The sequence below is a fragment of the Novosphingobium sp. MD-1 genome (assembly GCF_001014975.1).
GTDB lineage: Bacteria > Pseudomonadota > Alphaproteobacteria > Sphingomonadales > Sphingomonadaceae > Novosphingobium.
Map to the genome: position 1 here is coordinate 44,857 of NZ_BBXA01000022.1, position 22,173 is coordinate 67,029.

General features: G+C 68.2%; 22 protein-coding genes. 16 read left to right on the forward strand and 6 right to left on the reverse strand.

All coding sequences use genetic code 11. The features are described 5' to 3' along the window. The first annotated feature begins 84 nt into the window (after positions 1 to 84). The 4 genes from polA to NMD1_RS07920 all read left to right on the forward strand — a co-directional run bounded on the left by polA (position 85) and on the right by NMD1_RS07920 (position 7,233). The gene (gene polA, locus NMD1_RS07905) at positions 85 to 2,964 is read left to right on the forward strand and encodes a DNA polymerase I (RefSeq protein WP_125954326.1); all 2,880 of its coding nucleotides are present in this window, start codon (positions 85 to 87) and stop codon (positions 2,962 to 2,964) included. Positions 2,965 to 3,063: 99 nt separating this feature from the next. Beyond that, complete coding sequence (locus NMD1_RS07910) at positions 3,064 to 5,208, forward strand: bifunctional diguanylate cyclase/phosphodiesterase (protein ID WP_223806703.1); 2,145 nt, start codon at positions 3,064 to 3,066, stop codon at positions 5,206 to 5,208. 135 nt (positions 5,209 to 5,343) lie between these two features. Beyond that, positions 5,344 to 6,852, forward strand: a complete 1,509-nt coding sequence (locus NMD1_RS07915; RefSeq protein ID WP_125954327.1) for a YifB family Mg chelatase-like AAA ATPase — start codon at positions 5,344 to 5,346, stop codon at positions 6,850 to 6,852. Positions 6,853 to 6,963: 111 nt separating this feature from the next. Then, positions 6,964 to 7,233 carry a hypothetical protein gene (locus NMD1_RS07920; RefSeq protein WP_125954328.1) on the forward strand — a complete coding sequence of 90 codons (270 nt, stop codon included), beginning with the start codon at positions 6,964 to 6,966 and terminating at the stop codon, positions 7,231 to 7,233. Positions 7,234 to 7,252: 19 nt separating this feature from the next. Here NMD1_RS07920 and NMD1_RS07925 read toward each other — a convergent pair whose 3' ends face one another. The 3 genes from NMD1_RS07925 to NMD1_RS07935 all read right to left on the reverse strand — a co-directional run bounded on the left by NMD1_RS07925 (position 7,253) and on the right by NMD1_RS07935 (position 11,708). After that, complete coding sequence (locus NMD1_RS07925) at positions 7,253 to 7,999, reverse strand: LytTR family DNA-binding domain-containing protein (RefSeq protein ID WP_125954329.1); 747 nt, start codon at positions 7,997 to 7,999, stop codon at positions 7,253 to 7,255. A 33-nt stretch (positions 8,000 to 8,032) separates the two neighbouring features. Further along, positions 8,033 to 10,048: a sensor histidine kinase gene (locus NMD1_RS21755; protein WP_375600793.1), complete on the reverse strand. Its 2,016-nt coding sequence runs from the start codon at positions 10,046 to 10,048 to the stop codon at positions 8,033 to 8,035. A 136-nt stretch (positions 10,049 to 10,184) separates the two neighbouring features. Continuing rightward, on the reverse strand, positions 10,185 to 11,708 hold the full coding sequence (locus tag NMD1_RS07935; RefSeq protein ID WP_124811385.1) for a fumarate hydratase: 1,524 nt from the start codon (positions 11,706 to 11,708) through the stop codon (positions 10,185 to 10,187). Positions 11,709 to 11,975: 267 nt separating this feature from the next. On the opposite strand from NMD1_RS07935, the gene NMD1_RS07940 reads away from it, so the two are divergent. From NMD1_RS07940 to NMD1_RS07965, 6 genes are all read left to right on the forward strand, one after another. Next, positions 11,976 to 12,584 (forward strand): protein-L-isoaspartate O-methyltransferase, encoded by a 609-nt coding sequence (locus tag NMD1_RS07940; RefSeq protein WP_125954330.1) that lies wholly within the window; start codon positions 11,976 to 11,978, stop codon positions 12,582 to 12,584. A 5-nt stretch (positions 12,585 to 12,589) separates the two neighbouring features. Further along, complete coding sequence (locus NMD1_RS07945; RefSeq protein WP_233497435.1) at positions 12,590 to 14,092, forward strand: TolC family outer membrane protein; 1,503 nt, start codon at positions 12,590 to 12,592, stop codon at positions 14,090 to 14,092. Positions 14,093 to 14,135: 43 nt separating this feature from the next. Next, positions 14,136 to 14,618, forward strand: a complete 483-nt coding sequence (locus NMD1_RS07950) for a DUF2497 domain-containing protein (RefSeq protein WP_125954331.1) — start codon at positions 14,136 to 14,138, stop codon at positions 14,616 to 14,618. 99 nt (positions 14,619 to 14,717) lie between these two features. Continuing rightward, positions 14,718 to 16,898, forward strand: coding sequence for a S9 family peptidase (locus NMD1_RS07955; protein ID WP_125954332.1), 2,181 nt, complete (start codon positions 14,718 to 14,720; stop codon positions 16,896 to 16,898). A gap of 3 nt (positions 16,899 to 16,901) precedes the next feature. Then, positions 16,902 to 17,333, forward strand: coding sequence for a thioesterase family protein (locus NMD1_RS07960; RefSeq protein ID WP_125954333.1), 432 nt, complete (start codon positions 16,902 to 16,904; stop codon positions 17,331 to 17,333). Further along, the gene (locus NMD1_RS07965; RefSeq protein ID WP_124811380.1) at positions 17,330 to 17,704 is read left to right on the forward strand and encodes a ferredoxin; all 375 of its coding nucleotides are present in this window, start codon (positions 17,330 to 17,332) and stop codon (positions 17,702 to 17,704) included. The genes NMD1_RS07960 and NMD1_RS07965 overlap by 4 nt, the downstream gene beginning before the upstream one ends. Before the next feature lie 3 nt (positions 17,705 to 17,707). On the opposite strand, the gene NMD1_RS07970 is transcribed toward NMD1_RS07965, so the two are convergent. Further along, the gene (locus tag NMD1_RS07970; RefSeq protein ID WP_124811379.1) at positions 17,708 to 18,007 is read right to left on the reverse strand and encodes a hypothetical protein; all 300 of its coding nucleotides are present in this window, start codon (positions 18,005 to 18,007) and stop codon (positions 17,708 to 17,710) included. A 186-nt stretch (positions 18,008 to 18,193) separates the two neighbouring features. Between NMD1_RS07970 and NMD1_RS07975 the strand changes: the two genes are divergently transcribed. From NMD1_RS07975 to NMD1_RS08000, 6 genes are all read left to right on the forward strand, one after another. After that, positions 18,194 to 18,628: a CBS domain-containing protein gene (locus NMD1_RS07975; protein WP_124811378.1), complete on the forward strand. Its 435-nt coding sequence runs from the start codon at positions 18,194 to 18,196 to the stop codon at positions 18,626 to 18,628. Positions 18,629 to 18,700: 72 nt separating this feature from the next. Next, positions 18,701 to 19,033, forward strand: a complete 333-nt coding sequence (gene erpA / locus NMD1_RS07980) for an iron-sulfur cluster insertion protein ErpA (protein ID WP_124811387.1) — start codon at positions 18,701 to 18,703, stop codon at positions 19,031 to 19,033. Continuing rightward, the gene (gene xth, locus NMD1_RS07985) at positions 19,030 to 19,812 is read left to right on the forward strand and encodes an exodeoxyribonuclease III (RefSeq protein WP_125954334.1); all 783 of its coding nucleotides are present in this window, start codon (positions 19,030 to 19,032) and stop codon (positions 19,810 to 19,812) included. Before erpA ends, xth begins: the two co-directional genes overlap by 4 nt. Before the next feature lie 171 nt (positions 19,813 to 19,983). Next, on the forward strand, positions 19,984 to 20,205 hold the full coding sequence (locus NMD1_RS21220; RefSeq protein ID WP_125954335.1) for a hypothetical protein: 222 nt from the start codon (positions 19,984 to 19,986) through the stop codon (positions 20,203 to 20,205). A 2-nt stretch (positions 20,206 to 20,207) separates the two neighbouring features. Then, entirely contained in the window at positions 20,208 to 20,882 is a 675-nt protein-coding gene (gene msrA, locus NMD1_RS07995; RefSeq protein ID WP_125954336.1) for a peptide-methionine (S)-S-oxide reductase MsrA, read from the forward strand. A gap of 64 nt (positions 20,883 to 20,946) precedes the next feature. Continuing rightward, complete coding sequence (locus NMD1_RS08000; RefSeq protein ID WP_125954344.1) at positions 20,947 to 21,405, forward strand: Fur family transcriptional regulator; 459 nt, start codon at positions 20,947 to 20,949, stop codon at positions 21,403 to 21,405. Here the strand turns inward: NMD1_RS08000 and NMD1_RS08005 are convergent. Beyond that, positions 21,402 to 21,950 carry a GNAT family N-acetyltransferase gene (locus NMD1_RS08005; protein WP_125954337.1) on the reverse strand — a complete coding sequence of 183 codons (549 nt, stop codon included), beginning with the start codon at positions 21,948 to 21,950 and terminating at the stop codon, positions 21,402 to 21,404. The two genes, NMD1_RS08000 and NMD1_RS08005, sit on opposite strands and share 4 nt — an antisense overlap. A 7-nt stretch (positions 21,951 to 21,957) precedes the next feature. Further along, positions 21,958 to 22,173: hypothetical protein (locus NMD1_RS21490; RefSeq protein ID WP_233497437.1), on the reverse strand; the 216-nt coding region annotated here is incomplete at its 5' end.

Consider the following 22,173-nt stretch of genomic DNA (forward strand, 5'->3'; position numbering starts at 1 on the left):
GCCCTGTACAAGCGGCGAGCCGTTCCCTCCGCAACCGGCCTCCTGCACCTTCCGTTCCGCCGCGCAAGCGGGTACACCGCCGCGATGGACGGCACCAACAGTTCCCGGCAGCACCTCTACCTGGTCGATGGCTCGGCCTACATCTTCCGCGCCTATCACCGCCTGCCCCCGCTCACCAACCCGCAGGGCGTGCCGGTCGGCGCGGTCTATGGCTACACCACGATGCTGTGGAAGCTGGCCGATGATCTCCACAAGGCGGACGGGCCGACCCACCTGGGCGTGATTCTCGACAAGGGCTCGGTCTCGTTCCGCAATGATCTGTACGAGGCCTACAAGGCCAACCGCCCGCCCCCGCCCGAGGATCTGGTGCCGCAGTTCCCGCTGATCCGCGATGCCACGCGCGCGTTCAGCCTGCCCTGCATCGAGGAGGCCGGGCTGGAAGCGGACGACCTGATCGCGTCCTATGCCCGCGCCGCGGCCGCGCGCGGGTGGGACGTGACGATCGTTTCGTCCGACAAGGACCTGATGCAGCTGGTCGGCACCGCCGCCAACGGCGCGCGGATCGACATGCTGGACACGATGAAGAACCAGCGGATCGACGTGCCCGAAGTGATCGAGAAATTCGGCGTGCCGCCGGAGAAGGTGGGCGATGTCCTCGCGCTGATGGGCGATGCGGTGGACAACGTGCCCGGCATTCGCGGCATCGGCCCCAAGACCGCGTCGAAGCTGATCCAGGAGCATGGCGATCTCGAATCCGCGCTGGCCGCCGCGCCGGCGATGAAAGCCGGCAAGCTGCGCGAAAGCCTGATCGAACAGGCGCCGATGGCGCGCCTTTCGCGCGAACTGGTGGCGCTGAAGGAAGATTGTGACCTGCCGCTGCCGCTCGACGATTTCACGCTGGGCGCGATTCCGCCCGATCCGCTGGCGGCGTTCCTGGGCGAACACGGCTTCACCAGCCTGCTGCGCAAGCTGGGCGTCGGCGCGCTGGCCCCCGTGTCCGCCGCGCCGATCACCGGGGAAGGCGCGGGGGCCGGAGGCGTGGCGCCGGTGCAGCCCGAAAGCGCGAACCGGCAGCCGCTGCCCGAATGGCCCGCGCCCGATCTGGGCCGCTATGCCTGCGTCCAGTCGATCGGCGAACTGGAGCAATGGATCGCCCGCGCGTTCGAGGCCCGCGTGGTGGCGATCGACACCGAGACCAGCGCGCTCGATGCGATGGCGGCGGATCTGGTGGGGGTGAGCCTGGCGCTTGGCCCCAACGATGCCTGCTATATTCCGCTGGGCCATGGCGGCACCGACATGTTCGCGGAAAAGCCGGTGCAGGTGGACCGGAACGCGGCGCTGGCCGCGCTCAAGCCGCTGCTGGAAAGCGACGCGGTGCTGAAAGTGGGCCAGAACATCAAGTACGACCTCACCATCCTCGCGCGCGCGGGGGAGGCGGCCGGAGAAGCGGTCGGCGGCATCGCGGTTGCGCCGATCGACGATACCATGGTGATGAGCTTCTGCCTCGATGCCGGGCGCAGCGAAACCGGCCTGGCCGGGCACGGCATGGACGAGTTGTCGGAAAGGCACCTCGGCCACGCCACGATGAAGTTCAAGGACCTGTGCGGCACCGGCAAGAAGGCGATCTCGTTTTCCGAAGTGCCGCTGGCCGATGCCACGCGCTATGCCGCGGAAGACGCGGACGTCACCTGGCGGCTCCACCGCCTGTTCCAGCCTCGCCTGTCCGACGAGGGCGGCACGCGCATCTATCAGCGCGTGGACCGGCCGCTGATTCCGGTGGTGGCGATGATGGAGCGCAACGGTATCCGCGTCGACCGCGAGCGGCTGGCCGCGCTTTCAGCCGAGTTTGCCGCCCGCATCGCCGAACTGGAAACCGTGATTCACGCCAAGGCGGGCGGCCCGTTCACGATCGGCAGTCCCAAGCAGCTTGGCGAGGTGCTGTTCGACCGGCTGGGCTACAAGGGCGGCAAGAAGGGCAAGACCGGGCAGTATTCGACCGACCAGTCCGTGCTGGAAGGGCTGGCCGCGCAGGGCGCCGAAGTGGCCACGCTGGTGCTGGAATGGCGCCAGCTGTCCAAGCTCAAGTCGACCTACACCGAAGCGCTGCAGGCCGCGATCAATCCGGTGACCGGCCGCGTCCACACCAGCTACAGCCTGGTCGGCGCGCAGACCGGACGGCTTTCGTCGAACGAGCCGAATCTCCAGAACATCCCGATCCGCACCGAGATCGGCCGCCAGATCCGCGAGGCGTTCGTGGCGGAGCCGGGCAATGTGCTGCTGGCGGCCGACTATTCGCAGATCGAATTGCGGCTGGCCGCGCACATCGCCGACGTGCCGGCGCTGCGCGATGCCTTCGCGGCGGGCGAGGACATCCACGCGCGCACCGCGACCGAGATGTTCGGCCATGTCGACCGCGACACGCGCGGGCGCGCCAAGACGATCAACTTCGCGATTCTCTATGGCATTAGCCGGTGGGGCCTGGCCGGCCGGCTCGGCACCTCCGCCGAAGAGGCGCAGGCGATGATCGATCGCTATTTCGAGCGCTTCCCCGGCATCCAGCGCTATATCCACGAGACGCTGGAGAGCGTGCGCGAGCGCGGCTATTCGGAAACCCTGTTCGGCCGCAAGACCTGGTTCCCGCGCATCAATTCCAAGAACCAGGCCGAGCGGCAAGGTAGCGAGCGCGCGGCGATCAACGCGCCGATCCAGGGCACCAGCGCCGACATCATCAAGCGGGCCATGGCGCGCATGATGCCCGCGCTGGAGGAGGCTGGGCTAGGTGGCGTCCGTATGCTGCTGCAGGTGCACGACGAACTGGTGTTCGAGGTGCCGGAAGGCGATGTCGAGGCGGCTAAGCCGGTGATCGAGCGGGTCATGGCGGGCGCTGCGGAACCCGCTGTAAAACTTTCGGTTCCGCTGGGCGTCGAGATCGGCACCGGCGCCAGTTGGGGCGCGGCGCACTGATCGCGGTAACGGTCTGCAAGTGCTTGTTGCAATGCGAAAATAATTAACCACTTCGGACTATTTTCCTGCTCCGGGCGCAACGGGCCGAAGGGGCGGCGAATGGACGCGATGGGTGGTTTCCCGGCAAACGACTGGGGTGACGGCGACGAGGGTGGCGGACAGGAGGTTTGGGAAGCCGGCCTCCTGCTTGATGCCACCCGCGCCGTTGCCGCCGCCGAGGAAGCCGCGCGACAGGCCGAGCAGCGGTTCCGCGAGGCGCTGGACGCGCTTCCGCAGGGCATCGTCTTCCTCGATGCCGAAGGGCGCTACATCCACTGGAACGAGGAATACGCGCGCATCTATCACCGGTCTGCCGACCTGTTCCGGCGCGGGGCGCGGCTGGTCGACACGCTGCGCGAAGGCATTGCCCGGGGCGACTATCCCGAAGCGCACGGGCGCGAGGAGGAATGGCTGGCCGACCGGCTCGACCGGCTGGAACACGCGGCCGATCGCCACGAACAATGGCTGTCCGACGGCCGCTGCATCATGATCGAGGAGCGCAAGACCAGCGATGGCGGCACCATCGGCCTGCGCGTGGACATCACCGAGATGAAGCAGCGCGAGGAATCGTTTCGCCTGCTGTTCGAAAGCAATCCGGTGCCGCTGCTGGTCTATGATCCGGCGGAGGACGCGATCGTTTCGGCCAACGCCGCCGCCGCCGATCATTTCGGCTATGACCTTGCCGAACTGGCGGGGCTACCGGCGGAACGCCTGTTCGCGGCCGAGGAATGGAGTGAGGCGCAGCGCCTGCTGGCGACGACCGGATCGCAGAAGGATCGCTTCTGGCGTCAGCTGCGCAAGGACGGGCAGGAACTCGAATCGGTCCTGTTCACGCGGCAGTCGATGCTCGATGGCCGGCTGGCCACGATCGCCTCGGTCTTCGACGTGACCGAGCGGCGCAAGGTGGAGGCACGCATCGCGCACATGGCGCGGCATGACGAGCTGACCGGCCTTGCCAACCGCGCGCACTGCCGCGAGCGGCTGCGCGATCTGCTGACCGGGGTGCGCCAGAACGGCCGGTCGGTGACCGTCGCGCTGATCGATCTCGATCACTTCAAGCCGATCAACGACACGTTCGGCCATCTCGTCGGCGATGCTCTGTTGGCGGAGGCGGCGCGGCGCATGGCCAGCCTGGTGCCCGACGATGGCCTGCTGTGCCGGATCGGCGGCGACGAATTCGCGGTGATCTTCGAAAGGCAGTCGCGCACGACGGTCGATTACGTCGCCAAGGCGATCATCACCGCGATGAAGGAGACTTTCAGCGTCAGCGGCTGTTCGCTGCATATCGGCGCCACGATCGGCATGGCATCGGCACCCGACGATACCGCCAACCCGGAAACGCTGCTGCGCTACGCCGATCTGGCCCTCTATGCCGCCAAGGCCGACCGGCGCGGCACGATGCGCCGCTTCGTGCGCGACATGGACGTCGCCGCGCAGGAAAAGAGCTTGCTGGAGGCCGATTTCCGCAAGGCGATCCGGCTGGGCGAACTGGCGGTCCACTATCAGCCGCTGATCGATCTCGCGACCGGCGAGGTCGAATGCTACGAGGCGCTGGTGCGCTGGCACCACCCCGTGCGCGGCATGGTGATGCCCGACGCGTTCATCGGCCTGGCCGAGGAAATCGGCCTGATCGACGTGGTCGGCCAGTTCGTGCTGCAGAGTGCCTGCCGCGAGGCGATGATGTGGCCCGCGCACGTCAAGCTGGCGGTCAATGTCTCGCCCATCCAGTTCCGTTCGCCCAACCTGCTGGGCATCGTGGTGCAGGCGCTGTCGTCGGCGGGCATGGACCCGCGACGGCTGGAGCTGGAAATCACCGAAGCCGTCCTGATGGAAAAGGGGCCGCAGGTTTCCGGCATGATCGCATCGATCCGCGCGCTGGGCGTGGGCATATCGATGGACGATTTCGGCACCGGCTACAGCTCGCTCAGCTATCTGCTGAGCTACCCCTTCACCAAGATCAAGATCGACAAGTCCTTCGTGCGCGACTTGCATCAGGAGCCCAATTCGCAGGCGGTGGTGCGCGCGATCATCGGTCTGGGCCACAGCCTGGGCCTGACCGTCACCGCCGAAGGCATCGAGGAGGAAACGGTGCTGGATTACCTGCGTGGCGAAGGATGTGCGCAGGGGCAGGGCTACCTGATCGGCCGGGCGCGGCCCGCGAACGAACTGGGCATGACGCGCGCGATCGCGAAAGACGCGGGCTGACCCACCCGGCGGGGCGGACAGGCACAACTGGGTCCGATTTGGCGGTGTCGGCCGCTGGCGTCTTGGCATCGCCATGGCGCTCCGCAATGCTTCCCGCCCGGCCACGCGGTGCCGTTTGGAAGCGACGGGGGACCGATGGTCGCGCTGGTTTCGACAGTGGCCTATCTGGGGCTGGACGCCCGCGCGGTGGAAGTCCAGTGCCAGATCGCGCCGGGCCTGCCCGCGTTCCGGCTGGTCGGCCTGCCCGACAAGGCGGTGGGCGAAAGCCGCGAGCGGGTGCAGTCCGCGCTCGCCGCATTGGGGCTGGCCCTGCCGCCCAAGCGCATCACCATCAACCTTTCACCGGCCGACCTGCCCAAGGAAGGCTCGCATTACGACCTGCCGGTCGCGCTGGCGCTGCTGGCGGCGATGGGCGTGGTCGATCGCGAACAGATCGCGGACTATCTGGCCGTGGGCGAACTGGCGCTGGACGGGCGGATCATCGCCAGCCCCGGAGTACTTCTGGCGGCGCTTCATGCCAGCGGGGCGGACAAGGGCCTGATCTGCCCGGCGGCGCAAGGCACCGAGGCGCGCTGGGCCAGCGGGATCGACGTGATCGCCGCGCCCAACCTCGTGTCGTTGCTCAACCACCTGAAAGGCACGCAGCGCCTGCCTCCGCCCGCGCCGGGCGAGGCTGATCCGCCGCGCCGCATGGCGGACCTGAAGCAGGTGAAAGGGCAGGAAACCGCCAAGCGCGCGCTGGAGATCGCGGCGGCGGGCGGGCACAACCTGCTGATGATCGGCCCGCCCGGCGCGGGCAAGTCGCTGATGGCATCGTGCCTGCCGGGTATCCTGCCCGAACTGACGCCGGCCGAGGCGCTGGAAGTCTCGATGGTCGCCTCGGTCGCCGGGCTGCTGGAGGACGGGCGGATCAGCCGCGCGCGTCCGTTCCGCAGCCCGCACCATTCCGCTTCGATGGCGGCGCTGACCGGCGGGGGCCTGCGCGTGCGGCCGGGCGAGGTCAGCCTGGCGCACCTGGGCGTGCTGTTCCTCGACGAACTGCCCGAATTCCAGCGCGCGGTGCTCGATTCGCTGCGCCAGCCGCTGGAAGCGGGCGAAGTCTCGGTGGCGCGGGCCAATGCCCATGTCACCTTCCCCGCGCGCGTTCAGCTGGTCGCGGCGATGAACCCGTGCCGCTGCGGCCATCTCGGCGATCCGGCGCTGGGATGCAGCCGCGCGCCGAAATGCGCGGCGGATTACCAGAGCAAGGTGTCCGGCCCGCTGCTCGACCGGATCGACCTGCATGTCGAGGTCGATCCGGTGTCCGCGGCCGATCTCGCCTTGCCGCCGCCGGCGGAAGGATCGGACGAGGTGGCCGCCCGCGTGGCGGCCGCGCGCGCGATCCAGACGGCGCGGCTGGCGGGCAGCGGGCGGCGCAACAATGCCGAGCTCGATGGCGAGTTGCTCGATCGCCACGCCACCCCGGACGAGCCGGGCCGCAGGCTGCTGTTGCAGGCGGCGGAAGCGATGCGGCTGTCGGCGCGGGGCTATACCCGGATGCTGCGTGTGGCGCGCACGATCGCCGATCTCGGCGGCTCGGAGACGGTCAGCCGCGTCCACGTCGCCGAAGCGCTCAGTTATCGCCGCATGGCGCCGCGCGCGTGACGTCTTGAAGCTGGACGATCGTCCGAATTTGCGGCAACTCTCCTCTCGCTGGCGATTGTCCGGAGGAGTGGCAGGGTGCGCGGATTGGGACGAAACGGGATTCGGGCATCGATGATGGCGGCTCTGGCGATCGCGCCGCTCGCCCTGTGGTCCGGCCCCGTCGGCGCGCAGGAGGACCATTCGGGCCTCACCCGCGAAACCTACCGCAAGACCTGCCTGCTCTGCCACAGCAAGGCCGCGCCCGAGGGCGTGGCGCCATGGATCCTCGAAGGGCTGCGCCCGGTACCGGGATTGAAGCCCGCCGATGCCATGCCGGGCGTCACCTGCTGGCGCCGCTGCGAGATCTGCAAGGGCCGGCATGTGCCGGAAGCGAAACGCTGAGAATCCCGGACGCCGGGGATCAGCGCCCTGCCATCGCCTTGGCCTTGGCCAGATAGGTGCGTCCGATCCGGAGCGGCGTGCCATCCGCCAGTTCCGCCGACCAGACGCCAAGGCCATCGTGCCGCAACCCGTTGATCCGGTCCCGTCGCACGATCGTCGAGCGGTGCAGGCGGATGAAGCGATCGGGATCGAGCCGGTTTTCCAGGCCCTGGATCGTGTGCAGCATCAGGTAGCTGCGTGGCCCCACGTGCAGCCGCACATAGTCGCGCTCGGCATCGATGCGCTCGATGTCGGCGGCGGCGACGCGGACCAGTTCGGAGCGGTGCGGCACCCAGAATTCCTCGATCCAGTCACCCTTGGACGGCGCGGCGGCCGATGGTTCCGTGGTGGGGGTGGCGGCTCCATTGGCGATCCTGGCGAGCGCGCGCTCGATCGCGCGTTCCAGCCGGTCCTGCGCCACAGGCTTCAGCACATAGTCCACCGCATCGAGGTCGAAGGCTTCCACGGCGAAGTGATCGTGCGCGGTCACGAAGATCACCGCCGGCCGCTGCGCCTGGCCGGAAAGCTGGCGCGCCACCGAAAGGCCGTCCACTTCGGGCATCGTCATGTCGAGCAGGATCAGGTCGGGCGCTAACGCCTCGACCAGCCGCAGTGCAGCCGCGCCATCGCTGGCAGTGCCGACCACGGTGATCGCGGGCAGGCGCGAACAGAGGATCTGCATCCGTTCCACCGCCAGCGGCTCGTCGTCCACGATCAGGGTTCGCATACCGTTTCCTCCCGTCTGTTCTTCCATGCCCGTTCAGCAGTTCCCGCCGTCCACGCGGGGGATGGTGAGCACCGTGGCATAGCCCCCCGCCGGCAGGGGGCCGCTATCGACATGCGCGAAATCGCCGAAGCGCGCGGCCAGCCGGTTGCGCACGTTGGCAAGGCCAATGCCGGTGCCACCGTTTCCGCTGGCCTTGCCCGGCCCGTCGTCGGCCACGGTCAGCACCAGCAGCCCGTCGGCCTCGCGCGCGCTGATGCGGATGGTGACCGGCCGCGTGGTGGCGGAGACAGCATATTTGATCGAGTTTTCGACCAGCGGCTGCAGGATCATGCCGGGCACGCAGGCTTGGGCAAGGTTTTCCGGCACGTCGAATTCGGTACGCAGCCGGTCGGGAAAGCGCACCGCCTCGATTTCGAGGTAGTGGCGCTGCAGCGCGATCTCGTCGGCCAGCGGCACGTCCGACGTGGGATCGGCGGCCAGGCTGTGGCGGTAGAAGCTGGAGATCGTCTGGATCATTCGTTCGGCCTGTTCGCCGCGCCCTGTCATGACCAGCGCGGACAGCGAATTGAGCGTGTTGAACAGGAAATGCGGGTTCACCTGATAGCGCAGCGAGCGCAGCTCCGCGGCCTTGGCGGCGCGGCGGTATTCGCCCTCGCGCCATTCGGCGGCGCGCGCCATCTCGCCATTGCCGAGCGCGAGGTAGAGCGCGGCCCAGGCGATCAGCAGGAAATAGCGGCCCAGCGCGACATCGGTGAGCTGCCGCCACAGTCCTTCCTCGTGCATCGCGTTGCGCACGATGGCGAATTCATAGGGTTCGGCGCTGGCGCTTGCGGAAGGCGGTGCCGACGGCTGTGGCGGAGGAGCGACAGCCGATGCGGCAGCGGCGGGGGAAGCAGACGCTGAGGGAGAAGGGCTGGTGGCAGGTGCTGTCCGCGTTGCAGCCGCATGGGGTTTGTGCGCGGGCGCTGCCGGGCGGTTCGTGGCGGCTGGCGTGGGCGATGGCTTGCTGGCGGGCGCGGATGCCGCCCGCGTGGGAGCCGGCGGCGCGGGCGGCGCCGGCATCGCGGCGGCCGGGGCCGGCGGAGGCGGAACGGTGATGCCCGCTTCCGCCAGTTCGCGGCGGACTTCCTCGAACGCCTTGCGCCGTTCCTCGGCGGCGATGCGGCGGCCTTCCTCCATGGCCTTGCGGCGTTCCATGGAAGCGATGCGGCGGGCTTCGGCGCCCTGCGCGCGGCCATCGCCGACCTGGCGGCGCGCGTTCTCGATTGCGCGGGCAATGTCGTCAGCGTCGTCGCCATCGACATCCGCCGTCATCCGGCCGGCGCGGACCTGCGCGGTGCCGTCCGCGTTATGGCGCACGATTACGCCGCCCGGCGCGATCATCTCGGAGCTGCCATCCGCGTTGCGGCGCACGGTCAGCGGGAAATCGGGCGCCGGTGGCGGGGCGGGGGGAACCTGCGCGGCCGGTGGTTCCGGTGGCGACGGCGGCGGCGAGGATGCTTTCGGCGCGACCGGATCGGGCAGGTCGACCAGAACGTTGCCCGACAGGTCATGCCGCATCCTGATGCCGCCGGAAGGTGCGGCAGCGGTGGTCTGCCCCGGCGCGGGTGACGGGCTGCCCGCATCGGTTGGCGCCGTGGGGCGCGCGCTGCCGGGCTCCTTCGCCGCTTCCTCGTTGAGCTTGCGCTCCATGATGCGCTGTTCGATCGAGGCGAAGGCCTGCTGGTTGATGACCGCCAGCGCCAGCGCGGCGGGCAGCATGATGACCAGCGACGCGCCGATGCGCAGGCCGATGCCGCGCCCGTCGAAGCGGCGGAGCAGCGGCCAGGCCAGCAGCGTGACCACGATTCCGGCCAGCGTGACCAGCGCGCGCCGCCACAGCAGTTCCTGGAATTCGCCCAGTTCGACCACCATGCCGCGCACGGTAACGAGCAGGAAGTAGCACAGCCACAGCGCGGCCGCCGACAGCACGACCTGCCGGGCGGGAACATGGGGGCGGGCGGAGAGCGTGTCTGCTTCTCCGATGGGATAGGCGGAACTGGAAGCCATTGCCGCCTTCTACACCGCGTTCAAGCGCCAGCGCCAGCGCGGCTGGTCGGGGGGAGTCTGCGGTTGGTCGAGCATTCGGCGGCGCAGGGCCGGGCGTCCCGTGCGAACCCCCGGCCCTGCATTGCGTCAAACCGCGTCAGGCGGGCAGCAGGCCTTCCTCGGCGATCTTCTTCTTCCACACCAGCGGGGCGAGCTGGTGGACGTTCTGGCCTTCGCTGTCGACGGCCACGGTCACCGGCATGTCCTGCACGGTGAATTCGTAGATCGCTTCCATGCCCAGATCCGCGAAGCCGACGACTTTCGCTTCCTTGATCGCGCGCGCGACAAGGTAGGCGGCGCCGCCGACCGCCATGAGGTAGGCGGACTTGTGGTTGGCGATCGATTGCGTGGCCGAAGGGCCGCGCTCCGCCTTGCCCACGCTGGCCAGCAGGCCCAGGTCCAGCATCTGGTCGGAGAAGCTGTCCATGCGCGTGGCGGTGGTGGGGCCGGCGGGGCCGACCACTTCGTCGCGCACCGGATCGACCGGGCCGACATAGTAGATCACGCGGCCGCGGAAATCGACGGGCAGTTCCTCGCCCTTGGCCAGCATGTCCTTGATCCGCTTGTGCGCGGCATCGCGGCCGGTCAGCATGCGGCCGTTGAGCAGCAGGCGGTCGCCCGCCTTCCAGCCCTGCACCTCTTCGGGCGTCAGGCTGTCGAGATCGACGCGCTTCGCCGCGCTGTCGGGCGCCCAGTGGACTTCGGGCCATTCATCGAGCTTGGGGCGTTCGAGGAAGCTGGGGCCGGAGCCGTCGAGCGTGAAGTGCGCGTGGCGCGTGGCGGCGCAGTTGGGGATCATCGCGATCGGCTTGCCGGCGGCGTGGCACGGCGCGTCCATGATCTTGACGTCGAGGATCGTCGACAGCCCGCCCAGGCCCTGCGCGCCGATGCCGAGCGCGTTGACCTTGTCGAAGATTTCGATGCGCAGCTTCTCGATATCGTTCTGCGGCCCGCGCTCCTTGAGCTGGGCCATGTCGATCGGCTCCATCAGCGCCTTCTTGGCCAGCAGCACGCAATGTTCCGCCGTGCCGCCGATGCCGATGCCGAGCATGCCCGGCGGGCACCAGCCGGCGCCCATCTGGGGCAGCATCTCCACCACCCAGTCCACGATCGAATCGCTGGGGTTCATCATCTTGAACTTGGACTTGTTTTCCGACCCGCCGCCCTTGGCTGCGACATCGACCGAAACCTTGCCGCCCTTCACCATATCGACATGGAGCACGCAGGGCGTGTTGTCCTTGGTGTTGCGGCGGGTGAAGGCCGGGTCCGCCAGCACCGAGGCGCGCAGCTTGTTGTCCGGGTTCAGGTAGGCGCGGCGCACGCCTTCATCGACGACGTCCTGCAGCGAACGGTCGGATTCGAGGCGACAATCCTGCCCCCACTGGATGAAGACATTGACGATGCCGGTGTCCTGGCAGATCGGCCGGTGGCCTTCGGCGCACATGCGGCTGTTGGTCAGGATCTGGGCGATGGCGTCCTTCGCCGCCGGGCCTTGTTCCGCCTTGTAGGCTTCGCCCAGCGCACGGATGTAGTCCATCGGATGGAAGTAGCTGATGTATTGCAGCGCGTCGGCGACGCTTTCGATCAGGTCTTCTTCCCGGATTGTCACCATTTCCGCCATTGTCGCTGACTCCTTCGTCGCTGGCTGGCCGCTACCGGCCGATCGCTGCCCGATCGGCGCCGGCCGGACCGATTGGCCGGTTGAATCGATGGGCGCCCCTTACGCGCCGACGGGCGACGTGCAAAGCGCTTGGCGTGGGGAAAGCGATATTCTACAGGCGGTGCCCGGAAGCCCGGACTGGAATGCCCCGACACCGGCGTTGCACTGGTGTATTGATGGTGTAATACAGTGGCGGGTCGCTTTTGCAGGCCAGTTACGAGGGATAGCATGACAGTGGTGGAAGATCGGCCGATGGGCGCCGAGACCGGTGCGGACCTTGCCCCGGCGCGGCGCGCGATGATCGACAGCCAGCTCCGGGTGAGCGGCGTCAACGATCCGGCGATTCTCGCCGCTTTCGCCGCGATCCCGCGGGAGGATTTCGTGCCGGCGGAACGGCGCGCGGTGGCCTATGCCGATCGCGCGGTGCCACTGGGCGATGGCACGGTGCTGGCCCCCGCGCTGACGCATGGGCAGATGCTGACCGCCGCCGAACCGGAGCCTGCCGACACGGTGCTGGTGATCGGCAAGCCCGGCGCCTATCTCGCCGCCGTGGTGGGCAGGCTGGTGGGCAGCGTTACGCTGGCCGCGCCCGGTGCCACCGTGGAGGGCGGTCCCTATTCGCTGATCCTGATCGATGGCGCGATCGAAGTGGCGCCCGCGGCGCTCGTGGCGGCGCTCGCCGACGACGGCCGTGTCGTTACCGGCCTGATCGAACGCGGCGTGGCGCGGCTGGCCATCGGCCGCAAGGTGGCGGGCGAAATCGCGTTCGCCAGCCTGGGCGAAGCGGATTTCGCGGCGCTGGCCGACTATGCCGCGCCGAAGAAGTGGAGCTTCTGAACGTCATGACGAAAATGGGGAGGGACAGGGCCGGACGAGGAAGCGCTTGGCGGCGCGCGACCCTGCTGGGGTCGGCGTTCGGATCGGCGCTGGCGCTTCCGGCCGCCCCTGCCCTGGCGGACGACCTGCGCGAGGCGCTGGTCGGGGCCTATAACACCAACCCCACGCTGCAGGCCGCGCGCGCCAACCAGCGCGCCACCGACGCGGGTGTCGCCGCCGCCAAGGCTCCGGGCCTGCCCAGCCTGGCCGGTACCGCGACCTATACCGAATTCGTCAAGAACAGCCCGGTCTCGTTCACCGCGCCGGCGCGCGTGCTGGTGGGCGAAGTCAACGCCGGTCTGCCGGTCTATTCGGGCGGGTCCGTGCGCAATTCGGTCCATGCCGCCGAAACCCGCGTGCTGGCCGGCCAGGCCAGCCTGCGCGGCACCGAATCGGGCGTCTTCAGCCAGACCGTGGCCGCCTATATGGACGTGATCCGCGATCAGGCGATCGTCGGCCTCAACCGCAGCAACGTGCAGGTTCTGGAAGTGAACCTGAAGGCGACGAGCGACCGCTTCGAGATCGGCGACGTGACGCGGACCGACGTCGCGCAATCGAACTCGCGCCTCGCGCTGGCGCGCGGGCAGTTGCGGCAGGCCGAGGCCAATCTCGTTACCAGCCGCGAAACCTACATCCAGGTGGTGGGCAAGGTGCCGGCCGATCTGGAAGCGCCGCCGCCGCTGCCCGGCCTGCCGGCCACGCCCGACGATGCGGTGCAGATTGCGCTGGCCAACAATCCCGATCTCCAGGCCGCGCAGGAACAGAGCAAGGCCGCCGGCTTCGACACCAAGGCGGCCGGCGCATCGCGCCTGCCCAAGCTCTCGCTGTTCGCGACGGGCGATTACTACAACTACGTCAACTCGCTGAAGTTTGCCGAAAATAACCAGGTCGTGTCGGTCCAGCCCTACACCACGGCGCAGGCCGGGGTGCGGGCCACGATCCCGCTGTTCCAGGGCGGCTTGCCCGCCGCGCAGATCCGCCAGGCGCAGGCGCGCGAAGGCGCGGCGCTGGAACAGGAGATCGGCGTCGAACGGCAGGTGATCGCCACCGTGCGCGCCGCCTATTCCTCGTGGAAGGCGGCGAACGACGTGATCACGATGAACCAGACGGCGGTGGACGCCGCGGCGCTCAGCCTGGAAGGCGTGCGCGCGGAAAACACCGTGGGCAACCGCACGATTCTCGACATCCTCAACGCCGAACAGGAACTGCTCAACGCGCAGGTCCAGCTCGTTACCGCGCGGCGCAATGCCTATGTCGCCGGCTTCAACCTGCTGTCCGCCATAGGCAAGGCGCAGGCCAAGGATCTGGGGCTGGACGGCGGCGTGCTCTACGATCCCGAAGTCAACTACGACCGGGTCCGGAACAACATATGGGACTGGGCACACGATCCCGCACCTGTCGCCCAATCCACACGCACCGTTGACACACCGGCCCAGGATGCGACAATTCCTGCTCAGACTGCTCCGTAACGGCGGGGATTCGGAGCGTCTGTTTCAGGGGTGCGAAAAGGCGATGCGGCAGGCTGGTGAACCTTCGGTCGAGGAAATACTCGAATCGATCAAGAAGGTGATCGCGCGGGATAACCGTGCTGAATCCGCGCAGGCGCGCGCGCGGCGCGAAGCGCCCGTACCGACACCCGCCGCTCTTGCCGCGCGCCCGGCCGATGTTCTGGATCTTGCCGAGGAGGACGCCGAGGTCCTGCTGGCGGGGGGCGCGTGCGAAGACGAGGGCGATGCCATGACGGACGAGGACGACGCGCCGCTGCTTCCGGAAACGGCCGCGGTTTCCATGCGCGATTCGCTGGCGGCTCTGTCGATGCTGGCGCAACCAGGCGCCCAGCCGCAGATCGTCCGCTCGGGCGAGACTTCGCTGGAAGGCATGGTGCGCGACATGCTGCGCCCGATGCTGTCCGAATGGCTGGAAAAGAACCTGCCAGGCATGGTCGAACGGATGGTCGCCGCCGAAATCACGCGGATCGTCGGCAAGAAGAGCTGACCCGCCGTCCGGTTCGGAGGGACCGGAAAGGCCGGAACCCGATTCGCGTTCCTGCCGATTCGCTTTGCCTTCGATGGCGGAGCCGCTAACCCGGTTTCCATGAAAACCGTTTCGCTTCGCGCGGCGCTGCTGGCCGCCTGCCTCGTTTCGCCCCTTTTCGCCAACACGGCATCCGCTGCCGCCGGAGCCGCTCCGCCGCCAATGTCGGCGCAGGACCTCGTCACGCTGAACCGGCTGGGTTCGGCCACGGTTTCGCCCGACGGAGCATGGGCGGCCTATACCGTGACCACCACCGATCCCGTCACCTACAAGCGTACCACGGCAATCTGGCTGAGATCGCTGACCGACGCCAAGGCGCCGCCGGTGAAGCTGGCGTGGGAGGGATCGGTCAACGATCCGGCCTTCGCGGCGGACGGCACGCTGTGGCTGCTGTCGGACCGCAAGCCCGCCGGTGCGGCCACGGACACAGCCGCGACCACGCAAGTCTGGTCGGTGCGGCCGGCCACGCCCGACAGCGCGCGGCAGGTGACGGCGTTCAAGGCCGATGTCGCCGGGTTCAAGCTTTCGCCCGATGGCCGGCGGCTGGCCGTGTGGGGCGATATCGCGCGCAGCTGTCCCACGTTCGGCGGGTGCGCCGGCGATGGCAACATCAGCCTGCCGGGGCCGGGCACGGGGCGGCTTTACAAGGACGGCGTGGGGTTCGTCCGGCACTGGGACGCATGGGAGACACCGGGCAACTACAGCCGCGTGTTCGCCTTCGCGCTGGGGGCCGACGGGCGGATCGATACCGACAGCGGCCGCGCGCTCGATGGCGATCCGGCGCAGGGCGGCCTTGTCGGCGATGCGCCGACCAAGCCGTTCGGCGATGGCGGAGAAATCGCGTGGAGCGCCGATGGACGCGCGGTGATCTATGCCGCGCGGCAGGCCGACCGGAACGAGCCGCATTCGACCAACATCGACCTGTGGTGGGCGCCGGTCGATGGTTCCGCGCCGAAGAACCTGACCGCCGCCAACGCGGCGACCGACACGATGCCGGCGGTCTCGCCCGACGGCAAATGGCTGGCCTATGCCGCGATGGCGCGGCCCGGCTATGAAAGCGACCGGCTGGTCGTTCACCTGCGCAACCTGGCCACTGGCGAGGATCGCGCGCTGACCGAAGGCTGGGACCGTTCGGTCGCGTCGCTGACCTGGACGCCCGACGGCAAGGCCCTGATCGCCACGGCCGAGGACGTGCTCGATACGCCCGCGTTCCGCATCGACGCGGCGAGCGGCAAGGTTGCGCGGCTGGCGCTGTCGCCCGACAAGGCGCGCGAAGGGCACATCAGCAACGTTCTGCCGCTCAAAGACGGGAGGGTGGTGTTCCTGCGCGATACGATCGACGCGCCGGCCGAGCTCTACGTGGCCAAGGCGGGCAAGCCGGGACTGCGCGTGACCGACGTGGCGGCCACGACCATGGCTGAACGCGCCCCGGTGGTGACCCGCCGCCTCAGCTTCACGGGCGCGAGCGGCGATACCGTTTGGGGCTGGGTGACCAAGCCCGCCGGTACCACCGGCAAGCTGCCGGCGATCCTCTATGTCCATGGCGGACCGCAGGGCTCGTTCAACGACGACTGGTCCAACCGCTGGAACGCGCGTGTCGTGGCGAGCCAGGGCTATGCCGTGGTCGCGATCGATTTCCACGGCTCCACCGGCTACGGCCAGGCCTTCGTCGATGCCATCAACCGCGACTGGGGCGGCAAGCCGCTGGAGGACCTGCAGAAGGGCCTGGCCGCGGCGGCGGCGGCCGATCCCCAGATCGACGATGGCAACGCCTGCGCGATGGGCGCATCCTATGGCGGGTACATGATGAACTGGATCGAGGGCCAGTGGCCCGACAAGTTCAAGTGCATCGTCCAGCACGATGGCGTGTTCGACGCGCGTGCCATGGCCTACGAAACCGAGGAGCTGTGGTTCGACGAATGGGAACACGGCGGACACGCCTATTATGAGGCGCCCGAGGAGTTCGAGAAGTGGAACCCGGTGAACCACGTGGCCAAGTGGAAGACGCCGATGCTGGTGGTGACGAGCGAGAAGGACTTCCGCATTCCCTATACCCAGGGCCTTGCCGCCTTCACCGCGTTGCAGATGCGCAAGGTCCCGTCCGAACTGCTGGTCTTCCCCGACGAGAACCACTGGGTGCTCAAGGCGAAGAATTCACTGCAATGGCATGAGACGGTGTTCGCCTGGCTGGATCGCTGGCTGCATCGTGACGGCGTTGTCGGCGGCGGGAAGGCAGACTGAGCCGTGGCGAAACCCGATCCGGCGCTGCTCAATGCCGCGCGCTATCCGTTCGACCTCGAAATCACGACCCGCTTCGCCGATCTCGATCCCAACGACCACATCAACAATGTGGCCATAGCTGCGGTGCTGGAAGATGCGCGCGTGCGCTTCAACGAGGCGCTGGGCTTCCGCACCGTAATCCGCCCGCTGCGCGCGATGGTGGCGAGCGTTTCGATCGACTATCTGGCGCAGGGGCATTACCCGCAGCCGCTGCGCTGCCACGTGGGCGCGGTCGCGGTCGGGCGGACGAGCTGGACCGTGCAGCAATTGCTGGTGCAGGGCGATGCCGCCGTCGCCACCGCGCGGACCGTGATCGTCTGCGCCGACGGGGACAGGCCCCACCCGCTCCCCGATGCGGCGCGTGCCGCGATCGATCAATGGATGCTCCGCGCATGACCGTTTCGCCCGAAGAACTGGCCCAGGCCGAAAGCGCGCTTGAAAAGCTGGGCGGCTTCGCGCCGCGCCGGCATATCTTCCTTTGCGTCGATCCGGAAAAGGACAAGTGCTGCCCGCGCGAAGTGGGGCAGCAAAGCTGGGCCTTCCTCAAGAAGCGGCTGGGCGAACTGAAGCTGGGCGGATCGTCGGGCGTGCTGCGCAACAAGGCGGGATGCCTGCGCGTGTGCCTCGCCGGGCCGGTGGCGGTCGTCTATCCGGAAGGCGTGTGGTATCATTCCTGCACGCCGCCGGTGCTGGAGCGGATTCTTCAGGAACACCTGATCGGCGGCGTGCCGGTGGAGGATTACCGGCTCAATCCGCCGGCAGGCTGAAGCCTATCCGCCCCACCCTTCGTCGTGCTCGAACGGGTCTTCGATCGCCTCGTCGTGCCCGGTGCCGCTGGACAGGAACACCAGCCCCATCAGCGCCGCCATCAGCATCATCGTCAGGCCGATGCCCAGGGTGATCGCGATGTAGAGATGGATCGAGACGAAGCCGACCACCTCGTAGAGATAGGTCGCGACCATCGCGATCACGCACAGCGTGACCAGCCCCATCCAGCGCATCAGCCGGAAATAGCGCGCCCAGGCGAAGCGGGCGTTCGCGGGGTCGTCGAGCGGGGATATTCTGGGCATATCGCGGCTCTCCATGCGCCGCGCGGCAGGGGCTGGCAATCGCTTTCGCCGTCAACGCTCTTTACTGTCACCGCGATGGTGGCATGATCGATCGAACGGGCAGCGAACCGCGATGGCGCAAGCCAGGGCGGGGACCGGCAAGCCCGGATCAGGAAGAGGTTGCACCTAACGGGGAAGGATAGCGTCATGACCATTGCCAGGCTGATTGCCGGGCGCGGAGCGGAGGTGTGGCGGTGCCATGCCGAAGATACCGTGGCCGATGCGGTTGAAGTGCTCGCGAAGAAGCGCATCGGCGCGCTTCCCGTGCAGGATGGCGATGGGGACGGCGTGGCCGGCATCTTCTCCGAGCGCGATGTGCTCTATTCGCTGCAGAACCACGGGGCCGACGCCCTGCGGATGAAGGTGCGCGACGTGATGACCGCGCCGGTGATCACGATCGCGCCGGACACGTCGGTCATGGAAGCGCTCGCGCTGATGACGCGGCGGCGGTTCCGCCACCTGCCGGTGGTCGAGAACGGACGGATGGTCGCCTTCGTCTCGATCGGTGATCTGGTGAAGTACCGCATCGACCGCATCGAGGCCGAAGCGGACGCCATGCGGGTCTATATCCAGCAGGCCTGAAGCGGAGCCTGAAATCCGGGAGTCTGACGGCGCCGCTTGAGTGACGGGCCGACCATGCCTATCTTGTCGGGCATGACCGAACCCGCCGTCTCGCTTGCACCCAGTGCAGCCACCCGCATCGCCGCGATCGCCGCGAAGCAGGGCAAGCCCGCCATTCTCCGGCTTTCGGTGGAAGGCGGCGGCTGTTCGGGCTTCCAGTACCGCTTCGGGCTGGACGAAGCGGCGCAGGACGACGATTCGATCGCGGAGACCGACGGCGTGCGGCTGGTCGTGGATCCGGTCAGCCTTGATCTGCTGGCGGGCAGCGTGGTCGAATATGTCGAATCGCTGGGCGGTTCGGCCTTCCGCGTGACCAATCCCAACGCGGCATCGGGCTGCGGTTGCGGCTCCTCTTTCGCGGTATGAACACGCTCAAGGTTGCCAGCTTCAACATCAACGGCATCAAGGCGCGCCTGCCGCGCCTGCTCGAATGGCTGGAGGAAACCCGCCCCGCGGTCGCCTGCCTGCAGGAGATCAAGACGCAGGACGAAGGTTTCCCCGCCGCGGAGTTCGAGAAGATCGGCTACCACGCCATCTGGCACGGCCAGAAGGGCTTCAACGGCGTGGCGATCCTGGCGGATGGCGAGAAGCCGGTGGAAGCGCATCGCGGGCTGCCCGGCGATCCGGACGACGAACATGCGCGCTATCTCGAAGCCGACGTGTTCGGGCTGCGCGTGGTGTGCATCTACCTGCCCAACGGCAATCCGCAGCCGGGGCCGAAGTTCGATTACAAGCTGCGCTGGATGGAGCGCCTCCGCGCCCGCATGGCCGAGATTGCCGCGCAGGAGATCCCCGCGCTGGTGATCGGCGACTACAACGTGATTCCCGAGGACAAGGACACGTTCTCGGTCCGTGCGATGGCCACCGACGCGCTGATGCAGCCCGAATCGCGCGATGCCTATCGCCGCCTGATCAACGATGGCTGGATCGACGCGATCGACCTGCACAACCCGCGCGGCGGGGTGTGGACGTTCTGGGATTATCAGGCCGGCGCGTGGCAGCGCGACCACGGCTTCCGCATCGATCACGCGCTGCTCTCGCCCGAACTGGCCGACCGGCTGGTGGCGGCCGGAGTCGACAAGGCCTATCGCGGGCGCGAGAAGGCGAGCGACCACGCGCCCATATGGGTCAGCCTGCGCGCCTGAAAGGCCGCTTCCGGCATCCTCCGTTCGTCGCATTTGGACCGGATCGACCATGTCGATCGTCGAATGCCTCTTGTCCTGCCGACAAGGCTCCCTACGTGGGCCGCGCCGTGTTGCTCCGCAAAATGTCGCCGGCTGTGTAACGCTTCACAGCGCGGCGGCGAAGAACCGGGCATGATCGACATACGTTCCCAGGGCGCCCTGCCGCCATTGCCAAGAGATCCCCTCATGGGCCTGTTCACGCCTGACTTCTTCCGTGCTCTCCTCGTCGGCTTCCTGATCGGTACGGCCGGCATGGCGCTTTCGATCGGCTCGGACGTGCGCGCGGAAAGCGCCAAGGCGGGCGTGGCGGTAGGCGGGGCGCAGGCCGCCGCGCCCGCGTCCGGAGCGCGGTGATAATGCGGCGGGCACCGGGCCTGGCCGTTGCGCTTGCCCTCGTGCTGGCCGCCTGCCAGCAGCCCGCGCAGGCCGAAGGCGTGGTCGCCACGCCCGAAGCGGCGGTGAAGGCCAGCGAGGCGCCCGGACGGCGCACGGCGGTATTCGCCGGCGGCTGCTTCTGGGGCATGGAGGCGGTGTTCAGCCACGTGAAGGGCGTGACCAGCGTGGTATCGGGCTTCGAAGGCGGCGGCGCGCGCGAGGCGCGGTACGAAACCGTCAGCACCGGGCGCACCGGCCATGCGGAATCGGTGCGGATCACTTACGATCCGGCGCGCATCCGCTATGACGAGCTGCTGCGGATATTCTTCGGCGTCGCCAGCGATCCCACCCAGCTCAACCGGCAGGGGCCGGACGTCGGCACGCAGTATCGCAACGCCATCGTGCCGCAGAGCCCGGAACAGGCGCGCGTGGCCGCCGCCTATGTCGCGCAGCTGCGGCGGACGAACCTGTGGCGCGCGCCGATCGTCACCGCGATCGAGCCCAACCGCGGGTTCTACGCGGCGGAGGCCTATCACCAGGATTTCATGCTGCGGAACCCCGATCACGGCTATATCCGCCGCTGGGACGTTCCCAAGGTCGATGCGCTGAAGCGCACGTTCCCGCAGTTCTGGAAAGCATCGTTCACGGTGAACTGAAGGTAGCGGGCGCGGCGGCTCCGGGGCGATTGCACCGGGCGTGCGGCGCTCCTATCTAGGGCACATGCCGGGGCATCATCATCACGAACATGTCGGAGACACGCTGGTCGGCGCCGCGCGTGACGTTCTCGTCGCCTCGGGCGAACAATGGACCGACATGCGCGCCGACGTGTTCGAAGCGCTGGCCGAACGGGAAAAGCCCGCCTCGGCCTATGACATCGCCGAAACCGTGGGCGCGCGGCGGGGCAAGCGTGTGGCCGCCAACAGCGTCTATCGCATCCTCGACCTGTTCGTGCGCACCAACCTGGCCCGGCGGGTGGAAAGCGCCAACGCCTATGTCGCGAACAGCCATCCCGGTTGCCGGCACGATTGCATCTTCCTGATCTGCGATTCGTGCGGGCATACGATCCATATCGATGACGATCGCCTGACCGGTGCCTTGCGCCAGGCGGCGCAGGATGCGGGCTTCGCCGATGTGCGGCCGGTGGTGGAAATCCGCGGCCGCTGCGGGGATTGCGGTTAAAGCACTTTCCCCATGCGCTTGAGCGGCACGGGGGCGCCGCCGCGATCGTCCACGATCTCCTCGATCACAACGTACCCGGCCACTCGGTAAAGCGGTTCGCCGGCCAGCGTCGCCATCAGTTCGCAGCGCGCGAAGCCTTCGGCGCGGGCCGCCGCCTCGCAATGGGCCAGCAGCGCCCGGCCGATGCCGCGCCGCGCGAACGCCGGATGCGTGTACATCGCGCGGACCCGGGCGGCCTCGGTGGCCGGATCGAGCAGGCGCGGTTCGCGCAAGCCCGCGCTGTGATCGCCGCCGTAGAGCGTCGCGCGCCGGCTCCACCCGCCACAGCCGGCCAGCGCGCCATCGGCTTCGGCGATGAAATAGGTGCCATCCGCCACCAGCTGCCGGTCCAGGCCCATCACCGCCCGGCTGGCCGCGATCTGGGCGGGGGCAAGAAACGCGGATTGCAGCGTGCCGATCGCCAGGTCCATCACGCTTTGCAGCGCGGCAAGATCGGCCAGGCGCGCGGGCCTGATGGTGGCGCCCGTGGCGGGTTTCGCGGTCATGGACGGGTCATTTATCGCATTTTTCCATCGGACGTTGCCGGCTTGTCACAATCGACAGGCCGGGGGCAAGGGTGTAAGGCGCAGGGATGTCGTTAGAACGAGATCGTCCCTTGCTGGAGGGAGTAGAAGCGCCATCGGATTTTCGGGGCTGGCCGTTGCCGCGTTTGCGGGCATTGGCGGACGAGGTCCGGGCGGAGATGATCGGGGCGGTGGGGCAGACGGG

Excerpts from the sequence above, each read along its gene's own strand:
- polA (WP_125954326.1), top strand. The coding sequence starts at position 85 with ATGGACGGCACCAACAGTTCCCGGCAGCACCTCTACCTGGTCGATGGC.
- NMD1_RS07910 (WP_223806703.1), top strand. The coding sequence starts at position 3,064 with ATGGACGCGATGGGTGGTTTCCCGGCAAACGACTGGGGTGACGGCGAC.
- NMD1_RS07915 (WP_125954327.1), top strand. The coding sequence starts at position 5,344 with ATGGTCGCGCTGGTTTCGACAGTGGCCTATCTGGGGCTGGACGCCCGC.
- NMD1_RS07920 (WP_125954328.1), top strand. The coding sequence starts at position 6,964 with ATGATGGCGGCTCTGGCGATCGCGCCGCTCGCCCTGTGGTCCGGCCCC.
- NMD1_RS07925 (WP_125954329.1), bottom strand. The coding sequence starts at position 7,999 with ATGCGAACCCTGATCGTGGACGACGAGCCGCTGGCGGTGGAACGGATG.
- NMD1_RS21755 (WP_375600793.1), bottom strand. The coding sequence starts at position 10,048 with ATGGCTTCCAGTTCCGCCTATCCCATCGGAGAAGCAGACACGCTCTCC.
- NMD1_RS07935 (WP_124811385.1), bottom strand. The coding sequence starts at position 11,708 with ATGGCGGAAATGGTGACAATCCGGGAAGAAGACCTGATCGAAAGCGTC.
- NMD1_RS07940 (WP_125954330.1), top strand. The coding sequence starts at position 11,976 with ATGACAGTGGTGGAAGATCGGCCGATGGGCGCCGAGACCGGTGCGGAC.
- NMD1_RS07945 (WP_233497435.1), top strand. The coding sequence starts at position 12,590 with ATGACGAAAATGGGGAGGGACAGGGCCGGACGAGGAAGCGCTTGGCGG.
- NMD1_RS07950 (WP_125954331.1), top strand. The coding sequence starts at position 14,136 with ATGCGGCAGGCTGGTGAACCTTCGGTCGAGGAAATACTCGAATCGATC.
- NMD1_RS07955 (WP_125954332.1), top strand. The coding sequence starts at position 14,718 with ATGAAAACCGTTTCGCTTCGCGCGGCGCTGCTGGCCGCCTGCCTCGTT.
- NMD1_RS07965 (WP_124811380.1), top strand. The coding sequence starts at position 17,330 with ATGACCGTTTCGCCCGAAGAACTGGCCCAGGCCGAAAGCGCGCTTGAA.
- NMD1_RS07970 (WP_124811379.1), bottom strand. The coding sequence starts at position 18,007 with ATGCCCAGAATATCCCCGCTCGACGACCCCGCGAACGCCCGCTTCGCC.
- NMD1_RS07975 (WP_124811378.1), top strand. The coding sequence starts at position 18,194 with ATGACCATTGCCAGGCTGATTGCCGGGCGCGGAGCGGAGGTGTGGCGG.
- erpA (WP_124811387.1), top strand. The coding sequence starts at position 18,701 with ATGACCGAACCCGCCGTCTCGCTTGCACCCAGTGCAGCCACCCGCATC.
- xth (WP_125954334.1), top strand. The coding sequence starts at position 19,030 with ATGAACACGCTCAAGGTTGCCAGCTTCAACATCAACGGCATCAAGGCG.
- NMD1_RS21220 (WP_125954335.1), top strand. The coding sequence starts at position 19,984 with ATGATCGACATACGTTCCCAGGGCGCCCTGCCGCCATTGCCAAGAGAT.
- msrA (WP_125954336.1), top strand. The coding sequence starts at position 20,208 with ATGCGGCGGGCACCGGGCCTGGCCGTTGCGCTTGCCCTCGTGCTGGCC.
- NMD1_RS08000 (WP_125954344.1), top strand. The coding sequence starts at position 20,947 with ATGCCGGGGCATCATCATCACGAACATGTCGGAGACACGCTGGTCGGC.
- NMD1_RS08005 (WP_125954337.1), bottom strand. The coding sequence starts at position 21,950 with ATGACCGCGAAACCCGCCACGGGCGCCACCATCAGGCCCGCGCGCCTG.